Raw genomic sequence first — 15572 nt, 5'->3', positions numbered from 1 at the left:
AAAACAAGCAAACATATTAAACCAACAAAATACAATGCAAAAAGGTAATATCGGTATAACCACAGAGAACATATTCCCTGTTATCAAGAAATTCCTCTACAGCGATCACGAGATTTTTCTTCGCGAAATAGTAAGCAACGCAGTTGACGCTACACAAAAGCTCAAAACTTTGGCCATGAAGGGCGACTTCAAAGGCGAGCTGGGCGACCTCACAGTACATGTAGCCGTTGACAAAGAGGCTAAAACACTTACCATCAGCGATCGTGGTATTGGCATGACCGCCGAGGAAATTGACAAATACATCAACCAAATAGCCTTCTCGGGAGCTAACGACTTCCTTGAAAAATACAAAGACGATGCGTCTGCCATCATCGGACATTTTGGCTTGGGCTTTTACTCATCATTCATGGTGGCTGACCGTGTTGACATCATCACACGCAGCTACAGAGATGACGCCAAAGGTGTGAAATGGACCTGCGACGGTTCACCCGCCTTTGAAATAGACGACTGCGAAAAGGCCGACCGTGGTACAGACATTGTATTGCACATTTCAGATGACTGCGTAGAATTCTTGGAAAAGAACAAAATTCAAGAATTGCTCACCAAGTACTGCCGTTTCTTACCCATACCTATTGCTTTCGGCAAAAAGACAGAATGGAAAGACGGCAAGCAAGTTGACACCGAAAAAGACAATATCGTAAACGATACCACACCTCTGTGGACTAAAACACCATCGACACTCAAGGACGAAGACTACAAGAAGTTCTACCGCGAACTTTACCCCATGTCTGACGACCCCCTCTTCTGGATACACCTTAATGTAGACTACCCCTTCAACCTGACCGGTGTACTCTACTTCCCACGCATCAAGAGCAACCTCGACATTCATCGCAACAAAATTCAGTTGTACTGCAACCAAGTGTTTGTAACCGACCAGGTTGAAAACATTGTGCCAGACTTCCTCACATTGTTGCATGGTGTGATCGACTCGCCCGACATTCCGCTGAACGTTAGCCGCAGCTACCTGCAAAGCGACTCTAATGTAAAGAAAATATCTTCATACATTACCAAAAAAGTCAGCGACAGACTGCAGTCTATATTCAAAGCCGACCGCAAAGACTTTGAACAGAAGTGGGACGACCTGAAGTTGTTCATACACTACGGCATGCTGTCTGAAAACGATTTCTACGACAAGGCCAAGACCTTTGCTTTGTTCAAAGACGTTGACGGCAAATACTTCACATACGACGAATACCGCGACCTTATCAAGGACGCACAAACCGACAAGGAAGGCAACCTTATATACCTCTACGCCACCAACAAAGACGAGCAGTACAGCTACATCGAAACTGCCAAGTCGAAGGGATACAATGTACTCTTGCTCGACGGTCAACTCGACACTGCCATGGTGAGCATGCTGGAGCAGAAGTTTGAAAAGAGTCGTTTCAGCCGCGTAGATGGCGATGTCATTGACCGCATAATCCAAAAGGACAACGAAACCAAGGATGAACTTCCTGCCGACGAAGCAGCCTCACTCACCGGTGTGTTCACATCAGAACTGCCCACAATGGACAAGACACAGTTCCATGTCGAAACTGCTGCCATGGGCGAGCAAGCCACACCGGTTGTTATCACGCAAAGCGAGTATATGCGACGCATGAAGGACGCCAGCCGCTATCAGCAGGGCATGTCGTTCTACGGCGAAATGCCTGACATGTACAATTTGGTGCTCAATTCCGACCACCGACTTGTTAAAGAGGTGCTCTCCGACATGAAGTCTGCCTTGGCCGACAAACTGCTGCCCATTGAGAACGAGCTCAACACACTCAAGGCACGTCACACCGCCATCGAACAAGATCAAAAGGACAAGAAGCCCGAAGAACTGACCGACGACGATAAAGAGACTATGAAAAAGTGCAACGACGACATTGAGGCTCAAGAGAATGCACGCAAAGGCGTTTGGGCCGAATATGGCAAGAGCAATCCCGTCGTAGCACAGCTCATCGACCTGGCTCTCCTTCAAAACGGCCTTCTGAAAGGCGAAGCCTTGAGCAAGTTCATCAACCGCTCTGTCGATTTAATCAAATAGATTATACAAACTACTAAGCCAAGAGCTTATGAGTGTTATGTGCAACATGAAACAAATTACACAATCATCATGACGCACCAACATTCATAGGCTCTTTTTGCATTACGTATGAAACTATTTATTTCTACCATTCTACTTTCATTATTTGCCCTGTCATGCCAATCCACCACGGCCAACAAGAGCAACGAACGACAGGACACGCCAGACGCCACACTGAGCAACGTCGCTGCCAACACCACAAACGACACCATTCTCAAACACTGCGTTTACACTGCTGCCGACTCTGCCAAAGTGGTAGAATTACTCAAACTGCAACCGGGGCATGACGATGTGCTATTTTATGCACGCAAATTTAAGGGCGTGCCATACGTGGCCTCTACGTTGGAAAAAAAGGACCCAGAACAGCTCATCATAAATCTCAAACAACTTGATTGCACCACACTGGTAGAGACAACACTGGCCTTAACCATGACAAAACGCCAGGGCGAAAGTACATTCGAGGCATATTGCAAAAATCTGGAAACTCTGCGCTACTGGCATGGCGAGATGAACGGTTACCTGTCGCGTCTGCACTATTTTACATGGTGGATGCACGACAACATTGACAAGGGACTGATAGAGCACGTTAAAGATGCCGTGCACTTTACCGCCCCCATCAATGTGCAAAATCACTATATGTCTGCCCACCCCAACAAATACAAGTTTTTGAAAGCTCACCCCGAATGGGTGGACAGCATCAAGCAACTCGAACAACAATACAACGGCCCCGACGGATTTTTCTTGCCAGCAAACAAAACCCGGCTCACCCCCAAGGAACTATCGAGCATACACAATGGTGACATTGTGGCCATTGTGACACGCAAAGATGGTATAGACTACTCGCATCTCGGATTTGCAGTATGGGGAAAGGACAACCACCTTCACCTGCTCAATGCTTCATCTATTCATCACAAAGTTGTTGAGGAACCCAAAACGCTCTACCAATATCTCAAAGAGCACCCATCATCAATCGGAATCAGACTGCTAAGGCTGAAATAAACATGACAAGTGTAGTCAGTGCCAAGCAGAATCCCCATCATTTTTTATTTGGCATTTTGTCTGCACTCTACACTAATCACACTTAAAACACTGATATTCAGACCATTACAGCGTGTAGACAAAGTCAAAATCCGTCTACACTCCTCTCTGCACGTGTCTGCACTTGCTTGCACTTGTCTGCACCGGCACAATCACGCCGTGGGCACATGCCAATATGTGGGCACCTGCACTCATCAAAATGTGTCATGACAACAAGATAATCCTGTATAGGGAGAGCGATAATTCTGTCGGAGTTACAGTTTTTTCGCCCTCCCTATATTTATTTTCCGTTCCGTACAAACAATTTTGCAGCCTTAGGCAAACAAAGATGTGAAAATGCAAGCAAGCCTTTAGTGCAGACAAGTGTAGATAGCAGTGTAGACGGATTTTGACTTTATCTACACGCCGTAAAACCATGATTATCAGAAAATTTAATACGATTAGTGCAGAGTGCAGACACTTTTTACATAAACAACTATGGAGGGAACATACGCAAAAATGTCATTTATTCTACACAACACTCTAATGCCTGCACACCATTCATTCGCGTCCGAAATGGCTAACGAGCAAAAAAAACACTTGAAAAATTTGGTCGTTATACCAGAAAGCCGTACCTTTGCACTCGCAAAACGGAAATGAGACTTGCACTCTTAGCTCAGTTGGTAGAGCAACTGACTCTTAATCAGTGGGTCCAGGGTTCGAACCCCTGAGAGTGTACAAAGGATTTTTTCATACGCCAATCATTTCCGGTTTTTGCAAAATGCACTCTTAGCTCAGTTGGTAGAGCAACTGACTCTTAATCAGTGGGTCCAGGGTTCGAACCCCTGAGAGTGTACTTATCAAGCAAATTATTTTGCACTCTTAGCTCAGTTGGTAGAGCAACTGACTCTTAATCAGTGGGTCCAGGGTTCGAACCCCTGAGAGTGTACAAAAGAGACTGAGGTTGACAAACTTCAGTCTTTTTTTGTATGTATACTTGAACTAAAAAACAGCATTTCTAACATGAACATCATACACATCGACAGCATTGACCACCCCGGGGTTGAAATATTCAGCACGCTTACCGAAGCTCAACTACGCAACAAACTCGAACCTGAAAAAGGCATCTTCATTGTTGAAAGCCCAAAGGTGATAAAGGTTGCCATGCAGGCAGGTTACGAGCCTGTGGCTCTGCTTACCGAAAGCAAGCACATCAATGGTGACGCCGCCGACATCGTAAGTCAACTCGGCAACGACATACCCATCTACACCGGTAGCCGCGATGTGCTTGCCTCACTCACAGGTTACAAACTCACGCGCGGCGTGCTCTGTGCCATGAAACGGCCTGCGCCACCCACACTCGCTGCAACACTGGAGGGCGCTCAACGCATAGTGGTCATTGACGGCGTGGTGGACACTACCAACATTGGTGCCATTTTCCGTTCTGCAGCAGCATTAGGCATCGAGGCCGTCATTTTAACACGCAACTCTTGCGACCCACTCAATCGCCGAGCTGTGCGCGTGTCGATGGGATCAATCTTTCTCGTTCCCTGGACCTGGATTGACGAGGAAGATATAAGCGGACTCAAATCGTTAGGATTTAAGACCGTGGCCATGGCACTCACCGACAAATCGGTTTCGCTTGACGACCCAGCCTTGGCTAATGAGGAAAAACTTGCCATCATTATGGGCACCGAAGGCGACGGACTACCCAAACACACTATTGAGGAGGCTGACTACACCGTACGCATACCCATGGCACATGGTGTGGACTCACTAAATGTGGCCGCCGCATCGGCTGTTGCCTTTTGGCAGTTGTGCAAAAGAACGCACTGAAGCACAAATGATCATTTAACAACACTTTCTACAATTTATGTAGAACCTGTAAACAAACTCGTACATGTAAACTTTGTATTTTCAAATAAATATTTACCTTTGCATAAGATAAGGCTGCGGTTCGGCATAACGTTCAAGCAAGCTTGACGTTCTGCACTCACCTTGCACTATCTTTGCATAAGATAAACGGCGCCACCGCGCTACAAACATTTATTTAATAGTCTAACCACCGTTACTACTTATATTAGACATGAATACAGAGGATTTACGTGATGCACGAGATAACGATCAAGAAGTTAATGAATTCAACCTATTAGATTTTGCCCTACAATTATTGCAGAATTGGTATTGGATTGCTATTTCCGTAGCCATCACATTGTGCATTGCTGTTTTTTGCATGCTGCGGACTACACCTACTTACACACGCAGCACGTCTATTCTCATTAAGAACGAAGATGGTAAGCCTTCAGGCTCAGGGGTAGCCTCCTTGTCACAAGACTTTCAAAACCTTAGCGGCATGTTGGGTACAAACACCAACATCAAAAACGAAATGTACACCATTGGCGCACCTGTCGTGATGCAGGAAGTGGCTAAGCGCCTGCATCTTGATGTACAAATGAAGGTGGAACAAGGACTGCACGATGTGCCTTTATATGAGGAATCACCTATCAAATTGTTGCTGCCGCAAGCTAATGACGACGATATGCTCTCCTTCAAAATGCGCCTGCACGCCAACCAGACTGCCGAACTTTGGGACTTTGAAAATGGGGGGGGTAAAATTGACAAACGTGTGACCATAAAAATGGGAACGTTTGCCCGCACACCTGTAGGCGTTGTGGTGATACAGCCCACGCAGTACTGGCACAAGCATTTCTTTAGCGACGATATCACCGTAAACAAAATTCCACTTGAAGTTGTTGGCAATATGTACAACAGCAGGTTGAACGTGAGCTTGACCGATAAGGAGTCGACTATTGTTGACATCAGCATCACTGATGAGGACAAACAACGGGCCGAGGACATATTGTGTAAACTCATTGACGTGTATAACGAACAATGGCTGAAGGACCGTAACAGAGTGGCCGAAAGCACTTTTGAGTTCATCACCAACCGCTTGAACACGTTGTCTAAAGAATTGGGCGATGTTGACCAAAAGATTTCTGACTACAAGAGCCAGAACAAGATGCCAGACATTGACGCAGCATCAAATATGTATATGGCACAGAATTCTAAAAACAACGACCAAATTCTGCAACTGAACAACCAACTGGGGGTGGCACGTTACATACGCGAATATCTTAACGACCACAGCAAGCACAACCAATACTTGCCCACTAACACAGGCATTGGCAGTACTGGCATTGAAACGATGATTGACAACTACAACAAAACTGTCAGTTCGCGCAACGATGTGCTTGTTAACAGCAGCGAGAACTCGCCCCTCGTTCAAAAGTTCAACAACGACTTGGCCCAACAGCGACAAACTATCGTGCGCTCACTTGACAACCTTATTGTGCAACTGCAATCGCAAGTGAACAGTTGGCAAAACACTGAAGCGCTGACTAATGAGAAATTGGCTGCTGCTCCGCAACAGGTAAAGCAGTTGCTCTCTGTGGGACGCCAACAAAAGGTTAAGGAAGCACTCTACATTTATTTGCTGCAAAAACGTGAGGAGAACGAACTGTCGAAGACTTACACGGCATGGAACACACGCATCATTCAGCCACCTATAGGAAGTAAGTATCCTACTTCGCCACGTAAAAACATAGTGTTGCTCATTGCATTAGCCATCGGTGTATGTGTGCCAGCCGGCATCATGTTCCTGATGCAGACGCTCAACCACACGGTGCGCGGACGCAGTGATCTTGAAAAATTGAGCATTCCATTGATTGGCGAAATTCCACATTTTTTAAGCGGTGGTAAAAAACTATGGAAGAGTCACAAAGATAACGCCAAACGACAGGTGTATGTCAAGAAGGATTGCCGCGACTTAATTAACGAGTCTTTCAGGGTGCTGCGCACCAAACTGGACTATTTCATCAAACCTTTTGGCGCAGACAAAAAGATTATTCTGGTTACAAGTTTCAACATCGGAGCTGGCAAAAGCTTTATATCTGCCAACTTGAGCGAGGCTTTAGCTCTTAAAGACTGTCGGGTATTGGCTATAGACTTTGACATGCGTCATGCCTCACTCAGCACATTTGGCGAAACACAAGCACAGGGATTGTCTGCATATCTTTGCGGAATTGAAGATGACGTGGCTAAACTTATACAACACAATCCTAAAGGTTTCAATTTCGACATACTACCCGTTGGCGTACTGCCGCCCAACCCCGCAGAATTGCTTTTGAGCCCTAAGATGAACGATATGCTCGACAAGCTGCGCAATGAGTACGATTACATCATACTTGACTGTCCACCTATTGACATAGTGACAGACACAAGTATTATCAAGGACTACGCTGATGCCAACCTGTTTGTCATACGCGTTGGTCTCATGGACAGACGTAGTTTGAAAGACATTGAAGAACTCTACCAAAAGGGGGTATTCAAGAATATGGCACTTGTGCTTAACGGCACCAAATACGTAAGCAGCCGCTACGGCAACTTTAGATACGGCTATAGCTATGGCTACAACAGCCATGGGTATTCCAGCTATTTCGTAAGCATCCCATGCAGGCCGTATTGTATAAAACAAATAAGCCAAAGTCCTGATAGATTGACTTTGGCTTATTTGTTTTATACGTAATGATAAGGTAGCAATGTTTCTGGATCGTAATTATTTTGCCCGGCGATTTTGGAAAACGTCTTGGATAACCAATCCTTTGGATTTATTCCCAAGAGTTCACAGGTTTGGATAAGTGTTGATATTACAGCTAAGTCTTCACCACTTTCATCATTCTTTATAAACAGCCAGTTCTTACGCCCAAGGGCAATGGGACGTATGCTACGCTCAACAGGATTATTGTCTATGTTATACATGCCATTGGTGACGTAAGCACATAGTTTGTCCCAACGCTTAAGGGTATAGCTGATTGCCTCGCCAAGAGAACTTTTGGGAGTTGTTACAAGGCTTTTTTGCTTCAGCCATTGTTCTATTTTATTTAAGATGGGGACAGACTTTTCTTCTCGCTCTTTTTGTATTTCTTCCAAAGATGCGTGGCGTTCTTTGAGATTGGCTTCGATTTGGTAGAGGAGGGCGAAGTATTTAAGTACGACCTGTATGTCTTGAGGATACTGACCCTTTATGTTTTCAAACTTGCGGCGTGCATGAGCCATGCAGTGCAGAAGTGTTATCCACCGTGTCTGCTCTAGTGCTTCATAGGATTTGTATCCGTCTGTTTGTACTGCGCCTTTATACCCGTCCAACATAAGTTGCATCACTTGTTGCGAACGTGAACCTTCTCGGTAATAGAAGAATAGTCCTTTGTTTTGCGGACTGCCGTCTACCATATCCCATAGATACGCCTTACGGGTTTTGTCCTTGCGGTCGTTTACGCTTACAACTGTTTCGTCCATATGTACATAGGGAGAACGCAGCACCGCTTTCATTTGGGCATAATAAATGGGGTAGAGCTTGTCTATAGCTTGATGGACCGCCCTGTTTATTGTACTGGTTGGTATGTCCAGCCCATGTTCACGGAAGATTTTAGCTTGACGGTATTCGGGTAAATGATGGCAGAATTTATCTACAAGAATGTTGACGATCATGCTGTCGCCCAAATAGCCGTGTTCTGAAATCCGCGGCAATAAAGGGTGTTGCATCACTCGTGGACGAGTACTGCCTTTTTCAGATTTATTGATGCAGATTACTCGTACAACCTCTTTTAGGTAGTATTCTTGCGTGCGTCTTTCCAGGGTGATGGTGCTGTCCTTGCCTATGATTTTCATTTCTTCTGAATCATAGCCGTCAGGATATAAGGTGACAACTTCTCTTTCCAGGTTGTCCGGAAGTCTGAGTGTCCTGCGTTCGCGTTGTTGCTTTGACTTTTGCTCAGTTTTTTTCTTTGCCTTGCGCTGCTTGGTTTCTTCCTCTATCGCGTCGACGATTTCCGAAGGAGCTATTGGAGGCAATGTATTGTCTATGGCCTCGACAGTGGCCTCGTCGTATTCGGGGAACAACGGCATTGGTTCCAACGATTCGGGCTTTTTCATCTTTTCTGAGCTTTGCCCAAAATGCAGACGTTTCAAGTTGGAAAGTTCTATTTCCCGCTTGCTCAATTCGTTTTCCAATCCAGAAATACGTTCTTGCAGCTCGCGAATCTGTTCGTTGCGAACTGCAAGTAATTCTATGTATTCCTGTATCGTATTCATATTTGGCGCTCTCATTTATTATGAGAGTAAAGTTGCGAAAATATCTTTGATTATCAAAGTTTTTCTTTGATAATATTATATCGTTTTCGCCTTTTTGTTCCAAGTCTGATGCCTTCCATGAGCAGCACCATTTCATCCCATCTTATATCTATAAAGACTGCCGCATTTTTATGATGAAAGATGGAAGGGCTGAGCCTGCCTTGTTCAAGCCGTTTGTAATATACTACAAACCCTCCACGTTCCCAATGGAGCATTTTTACCAGAGTACGCGATTTGTTTGCAAAAACATAGACTTCTTGATTGGTAGGACTATACTGATATGTACGAATAATGCCGCAAAGTCCTTCAACGCCCTTTCGCATATCTATGCCTTGAGTATAGAGATGGTAGATGTTATTTTCGTTCAGACAAAACATAAGTACTTTTTGCCTGCAAAATTCGGACTTTATTGGAGTCTTTTCAATACGGCCTGCATGGGATGCTTACGCTATTTCGACAACAAGGGCTCTCATAAATAAGTTTCATTAGACATTGAGACCAAACACAATCTCCGCATGAGTTTTGCAGACTACAAACACTCATGCGGAGATTGCATTTTGTTTAGCGGGTGATCGAAACAGTTTTGTACACCTACCTATAAGCAGCGAGGTTACCTGTATTGCTTTTTGCGATTAAAGAAGAAGCCCACGTACACGTTGCAAAAGTTTACAGAATTAGCCAAACTGAAACGCTGCTTGCGATACAGATACAGATGGCTGATAAACGAAGCACCGGCAAACCAATGAGCATTGTTCCAAACCAACCCCAATCGCGATGTGCAGTCGAAACTGAAGTTACGCAGGTCATTAAACAACTCATCACCCTTTAGTTTCTCACCACTCATCTTGCGAATACCCACCGAAGGCATGACCGATGCACCGAACAAGCAATTACGCGCAAACACCCAATTATAGCCGTAGCCCGTGCTGACAAAGTAATAATCATAACTAATTCTGGAGAATTTCAATTCGTCGACAATTCTCTCATCATTACCCGTGCCCAATAAATCGGACGGCAACTGCGTGTAATCAAAATTCACCTCCTGTTTGCTGTACCCCATGCCCAAGAGCATTGAGCCACAACTTTTGCGCTGCACCGTGCTTTGATTGTATGCCGCAGGATAGGAAAAATGCTTATGATTAAACACATAATAGGCACTGAACGACACCGTTTTTGCATTAAGACCACGAAAGTCTACGTTGTAAAAATCTTTGTTGCCAACACCTTCAAAACCTGTGGTGCGGCGCAGTCTGAAGTTGCCTGTATTCTTGATATAAATGAAGTCGCACCCGAGCATCGCGCTATACAAACTAAAGTTGAACTCTGTGCTTTTGCTTATTGCCTTGGGATGGGCAACGTCGAACGTGTAACCCAAAAATATCCAACGCCAACCGAAATATGGACCAACCTTCACACTCGGAGCCGGTTGGGTTGATATCGTTTGTCTTAAACCATCTTCATTCCTTCCTTGAAACTTATACGTCTGAAAAGAATTTGTATTTTGCAGCATCGCCGTAAAGTTGTAGTAGTTGGGCGATATATAAGTTGTGTCGTAATTGTCGAAGTTCTTGACAAAACGATAAAAAACATTTCCCGCGTGCTTTACCTTCTTCTTTATATGCTGCATGCGCGTTTCTGTCACGGCACTGTCCGCAAGCTCCATATTGGCGTGCAACGAGTCGGCAGCGTGTACTCTTTCACCCACCTCCTCGGCATGCACAAAAGTGTTGACTTCAAAAGCCAACACCAAAGCGACAGATATGTTTCTTATTAAATCGTTAATAGCAGTACGTAATAGATGTTCCTAATACAAATCAACATATATCAGCGGCCATTATTGTATCGCTTACAACTTGCCCAAAATACGGTCTACCACCCAATTAACAGGTGTTGCACTCACACAGTCACAAGTACAAATAGCTTTGTCTTGCAAATGTTCGACCACTAACTTGATTAGGGGCAACTGCACATAGGGAGGGTTTTCAACAGCAAACTCTTGACGCCCGTTTTCATTTTGCAACACAATGGGTTGGTAAGTGAATACCGAAAAAGACAACGACCCTTTATCGCCCACTATGTCGATGCGGTCTTCCTTTGCCGATTCGTGTGCTACAAAGCACCATGAGCCAGAACCTGGCAATCCGTTGCCAAACTTAAAACAAGCACTTACAGAGTCCTCGGTGGGATATAATCCGCCACGGTTTGCTTTCATACCCTCAGCCTCGAGTATAGGGCCAAACATCTCTTGCAATAAATCTATTTGATGCGGTGCCAAATCGTAGAAATAGCCCCCACCAGCAATGTCGGCCTGCACACGCCACGGCAAGTTAGTTTTGTTGTAATCCAAATCACGCGGCGGCACTGCAAAGCGTATTTGCACATTTACGACCTTGCCCACAGCGCCCGAATTAACCAAGTCCTTTACCTTGATGAAGTATGGCAAATAACGCCGATAATAGGCCACGAAACACGGCACACCCGTTTTCTCAGCTATACGGTTGATACGACAGCAGTCCTCATAGTTCGAGGCCATAGGTTTCTCCACATATACGGCCTTGCCGCTTTTCATTGCCATTATGGCATAAGTGGCATGTGTTGATGGCGGAGTAGCTATATAAACTGCATTCACTTCAGGATCATTCAGCAGAGCTTGCGGATCGGTGTACCAACGCTTCACGCCATGACGCTCAGCATACGACTGTGCACGATCAGCCCTGCGACTCATCACTGCCACAACTTCAGATCCTTCAATCAAATTGAAAGCCGGGCCACTCTTTTTTTCGGTCACTTCACCACAACCGATGAAGCCCCAACGTACATGTTCCATAGTTGCTATAATTTGTAAGTAGGTTTCTTCAAGCTATCTCAGAGACACCTCCCCTTAAAGGCACATCGGGTACATGGTTCCAAAGAGACTGATTATTCTCTCTGAATCATGTACCCGAAGTGTATCATTGCATTAAAACATCATCAATACTCCTGCCAGCACTTGATTTCGAGATCGTCAAGTTTCTGTGTGCAGAAAGCGTAGATGAAAGCCGATGCCAATCGGGCATTGGTTATCAAAGGAATGTTCAAGTCGATAGCAGCACGACGTATCTTGTAACCATTACTCAATTCACCCGTCGACAAGTTCTTGGTCACATTTACCACCATATCGATGTCCTTGTTGTGCAACATGTCGAGTGCCTGAGGCTGTTGTCCTTCCTCGCTGGGCCAATGCACCAAAGTGTTTTCTATGCCGTTTTCGTCAAGATAGCGGCTTGTACCCGGTGTGGCGAACAATTTATAACCATGGTCGCGCAGCATAGCACAAGCAGCCAACATTTCAGCCTTTTGCTTGCCATCACCTGTTGAAAGCAGAATATTCTTTTCGGGCACACGCTGGCCTACTGACAACATGGCCTTGAGCAATGCCGAACGCGAATCTTCGCCCAAACAACCTACTTCGCCTGTCGAAGCCATATCGACACCCAACACGGGGTCGGCCTTCTGCAAGCGGTTGAATGAGAACTGCGATGCCTTGACACCTACATAATCGAGGTCGAACAAACTCTTTGCAGGCTTTTCAACCGGCAAGCCGAGCATAATGCGTGTAGCCAGCTCAATAAGGTTGATTTTAAGCACCTTGCTCACGAACGGGAACGAACGCGATGCACGCAAGTTACACTCAATAACCTTGATATCGTTTTCGCGGGCCAGATACTGAATGTTGAATGGACCAGAAATATGGAGTTCCTTGGCAATTTGCTTTGAAATCTTCTTGATGCGACGTGCCGTTTCAACATAAAGTTTCTGCGGCGGGAACTGAATTGTAGCATCACCAGAGTGCACACCTGCAAATTCGATATGCTCAGATATGGCGTATGCAATGATTTCGCCATCTTTGGCTACAGCATCCATTTCTACTTCCTTGGCGTGCTGCATGAAGCGGCTCACAACCACAGGGTGCTTTTTCGACACATTGGCAGCCAACTTCAAGAAGCGCTCGAGTTCCTCCTGATTTGAGCACACGTTCATGGCTGCACCCGAGAGCACATACGACGGACGCACCAATACGGGGAAACCAACACGCTCAATAAAGTGCTGGATATCGTCCATCGAAGTCAACGCGCTCCACTCAGGCTGGTCTACACCGATGCGATTCAACATTTCAGAGAATTTCTCACGGTCCTCTGCATTATCAATATATTTGGCTTGTGTGCCAAGCAAGTTGATATTTTCAGCATCGAGGCGCATGGCCAAGTTGTTCGGAATCTGACCTCCCGTGCTCACAATCACGCCATAAGGACACTCTAAGTCGAGAATATCCATTACACGCTCAAATGTCAGCTCATCAAAGTAGAGTCGGTCGCACATGTCATAGTCCGTCGACACAGTCTCGGGGTTGTAGTTGATCATGATTGAGCGATAGCCCTCCCTGCGGATAGTATTGAGTGCCTGCACACCACACCAGTCAAACTCTACAGACGAACCAATGCGATATGCACCCGAACCGAGCACAACAACCGAGCGCTTGTCATTTTCAAATCGAATGTCGTGAGCAATGCCACTATATGTCAGATACAAGTAATTGGTCTGAGCGGGATATTCGGCAGCCAAAGTATCAATCTGCTTTACAACGGGCAGAATGCCGGCCTGCTTACGACGTGCACGTACCGCAAGAATAGCCTTTTCGATGTCCATCTCCTTCTCCATGCCTACGGCACGAGCTATCTGGAAATCGGTAAAGCCCTGCACCTTTGCCTTACGCAACAATTCGTTGTCGAGCACATTGATTGAGGTGCAAGCATGCAGTTCCCTATCCGTCTCATGTATTTTATAAAGCTTCTGCAAGAACCAACGGTCAATCTTTGTCAATTCATGAATTTGATCGATGGTGTAACCTGCATTGAATGCCTTTTCAATAACAAAGATACGCTTGTCGGTAGGCTCTTTCAAAGCCTCGTCCACATTGTCAATCTTGAGTTCCTTGTTGTCAACAAAGCCATGCATGCCCTGGCCAATCATGCGCAAGCCCTTCTGAATAACCTCCTCAAAGGTGCGGCCGATGGCCATAACCTCACCAACAGACTTCATTGACGAACCAAGTTCGCGGTCTACGCCATGGAATTTGCCCAAGTCCCAACGCGGTATCTTACATACCACATAGTCCAATGCCGGCTCAAAGAAAGCCGAAGTTGTTTTGGTTACAGAGTTCTTCAAGTCGAACAAGCCGTAGCCCAAGCCCAATTTAGCAGCCACAAAAGCCAAGGGGTAACCAGTAGCCTTTGATGCCAAAGCCGAAGAGCGCGACAAACGGGCATTAACCTCGATTACGCGATAATCCTCGCTGTTGGGGTCGAAAGCGTATTGCACGTTACACTCACCCACAATGCCCACATGGCGTACAATGCGGATAGAGAGTTCGCGCAGCTTATGATATTCAGAGTTTGTCAGCGTCTGCGAAGGCGCAATCACAATACTCTCACCCGTATGAATGCCTAACGGGTCGAAGTTCTCCATATTACAAACTGTAATACAGTTGTCAAAGCGGTCGCGCACAACCTCATATTCCACTTCTTTCCAACCCTTCAAGCTCTTCTCTACAAGCACCTGTGGTGAGAAAGAGAAAGCCTTTTCAGCCAATTTGTCGAGTTCTTCCTCATTGTCGCAGAAGCCCGATCCAAGTCCGCCCAAAGCGTAGGCGGCACGCAGAATGACAGGATAGCCCAATTCGGCAGCGGCCTTGCGAGCCTGCTCTACATTTTCGCAAGCCTCGCTCTTGATTGTCTTAACGTTGATTTCGTTCAACTTCTCAACAAACAGTTCACGGTCCTCCGTATCCATGATGGCCTGTACCGGTGTGCCAAGCACCTTGAGATTGTACTTTTCGAGCACACCGTTTTCAAAGAGTTTTACACCGCAGTTAAGAGCGGTTTGTCCGCCAAATGCCAACATGATGCCTTCGGGACGTTCCTTTTCGATTACGCGCTCAACAAAGTAAGGTGTTACCGGCAAAAAGTAGATACGGTCTGCCACGCCCTCCGAAGTTTGCACCGTGGCGATGTTCGGATTGATAAGTATTGTTTCGATACCCTCCTCTTTCAGAGCCTTGAGGGCCTGCGAACCTGAATAGTCAAACTCGCCAGCCTCACCAATTTTAAGTGCGCCCGAACCGAGAAGGAGAACTTTCTTTATTGTAGTCATAGCTTGGATATTTCGATGGTGAGCATACTCTGAGGCTACCACACTACCA

General features: G+C 45.8%; 9 protein-coding genes and 3 tRNA genes. 7 read left to right on the top strand and 5 right to left on the bottom strand.

What is annotated here, in order from left to right; genetic code table 11:
• Positions 1–34 precede the first annotated feature (34 nt).
• From htpG to BQ5453_RS10295, 7 genes are all read left to right on the top strand, one after another.
• Complete coding sequence (gene htpG, locus BQ5453_RS10325; protein ID WP_071123623.1) at positions 35–2089, top strand: molecular chaperone HtpG; 2055 nt, start codon at positions 35–37, stop codon at positions 2087–2089.
• Positions 2090–2197: 108 nt separating this feature from the next.
• On the top strand, positions 2198–3127 hold the full coding sequence (locus BQ5453_RS10320; protein WP_083361211.1) for an N-acetylmuramoyl-L-alanine amidase-like domain-containing protein: 930 nt from the start codon (positions 2198–2200) through the stop codon (positions 3125–3127).
• A gap of 683 nt (positions 3128–3810) precedes the next feature.
• A tRNA-Lys gene (locus BQ5453_RS10315) sits at positions 3811–3883 on the top strand.
• 45 nt (positions 3884–3928) lie between these two features.
• Positions 3929–4001, top strand: a tRNA-Lys gene (locus BQ5453_RS10310).
• 20 nt (positions 4002–4021) lie between these two features.
• Positions 4022–4094, top strand: a tRNA-Lys gene (locus BQ5453_RS10305).
• Positions 4095–4168: 74 nt separating this feature from the next.
• Positions 4169–4981, top strand: coding sequence for a TrmH family RNA methyltransferase (locus BQ5453_RS10300; protein WP_071123151.1), 813 nt, complete (start codon positions 4169–4171; stop codon positions 4979–4981).
• Positions 4982–5231: 250 nt separating this feature from the next.
• Positions 5232–7730 (top strand): GumC family protein, encoded by a 2499-nt coding sequence (locus BQ5453_RS10295; RefSeq protein WP_074027665.1) that lies wholly within the window; start codon positions 5232–5234, stop codon positions 7728–7730.
• Here BQ5453_RS10295 and tnpC read toward each other — a convergent pair.
• The 5 genes from tnpC to carB form a co-directional block, all read right to left on the bottom strand.
• The gene (gene tnpC / locus BQ5453_RS10290; protein WP_071123149.1) at positions 7721–9295 is read right to left on the bottom strand and encodes an IS66 family transposase; all 1575 of its coding nucleotides are present in this window, start codon (positions 9293–9295) and stop codon (positions 7721–7723) included. The genes BQ5453_RS10295 and tnpC overlap by 10 nt on opposite strands.
• 53 nt (positions 9296–9348) lie before the next feature.
• Positions 9349–9711, bottom strand: coding sequence for an IS66 family insertion sequence element accessory protein TnpB (gene tnpB / locus BQ5453_RS10285; protein ID WP_071123148.1), 363 nt, complete (start codon positions 9709–9711; stop codon positions 9349–9351).
• A gap of 233 nt (positions 9712–9944) precedes the next feature.
• On the bottom strand, positions 9945–11081 hold the full coding sequence (locus BQ5453_RS10280) for a DUF4421 domain-containing protein (RefSeq protein ID WP_143033375.1): 1137 nt from the start codon (positions 11079–11081) through the stop codon (positions 9945–9947).
• 99 nt (positions 11082–11180) lie between these two features.
• The gene (locus tag BQ5453_RS10275) at positions 11181–12161 is read right to left on the bottom strand and encodes a Gfo/Idh/MocA family protein (protein ID WP_022101102.1); all 981 of its coding nucleotides are present in this window, start codon (positions 12159–12161) and stop codon (positions 11181–11183) included.
• A gap of 143 nt (positions 12162–12304) precedes the next feature.
• Complete coding sequence (carB, locus tag BQ5453_RS10270; RefSeq protein ID WP_071123147.1) at positions 12305–15523, bottom strand: carbamoyl-phosphate synthase (glutamine-hydrolyzing) large subunit; 3219 nt, start codon at positions 15521–15523, stop codon at positions 12305–12307.
• Between the last annotated feature and the right edge of the window lie 49 nt (positions 15524–15572).

Origin of the sequence: Prevotellamassilia timonensis (assembly GCF_900106785.1) — a bacterium.
Lineage (GTDB): Bacteria > Bacteroidota > Bacteroidia > Bacteroidales > Bacteroidaceae > Alloprevotella > Alloprevotella timonensis.
The sequence above is the reverse complement of the archived record's forward strand: the minus strand, read 5'-3'. Positions and strand labels throughout refer to the sequence as shown.

Excerpts from the sequence above, each read along its gene's own strand:
- tnpC (WP_071123149.1), bottom strand. The coding sequence starts at position 9,295 with ATGAATACGATACAGGAATACATAGAATTACTTGCAGTTCGCAACGAA.
- carB (WP_071123147.1), bottom strand. The coding sequence starts at position 15,523 with ATGACTACAATAAAGAAAGTTCTCCTTCTCGGTTCGGGCGCACTTAAA.
- BQ5453_RS10275 (WP_022101102.1), bottom strand. The coding sequence starts at position 12,161 with ATGGAACATGTACGTTGGGGCTTCATCGGTTGTGGTGAAGTGACCGAA.
- tnpB (WP_071123148.1), bottom strand. The coding sequence starts at position 9,711 with ATGTTTTGTCTGAACGAAAATAACATCTACCATCTCTATACTCAAGGC.
- BQ5453_RS10295 (WP_074027665.1), top strand. The coding sequence starts at position 5,232 with ATGAATACAGAGGATTTACGTGATGCACGAGATAACGATCAAGAAGTT.
- BQ5453_RS10300 (WP_071123151.1), top strand. The coding sequence starts at position 4,169 with ATGAACATCATACACATCGACAGCATTGACCACCCCGGGGTTGAAATA.
- BQ5453_RS10320 (WP_083361211.1), top strand. The coding sequence starts at position 2,198 with ATGAAACTATTTATTTCTACCATTCTACTTTCATTATTTGCCCTGTCA.
- htpG (WP_071123623.1), top strand. The coding sequence starts at position 35 with ATGCAAAAAGGTAATATCGGTATAACCACAGAGAACATATTCCCTGTT.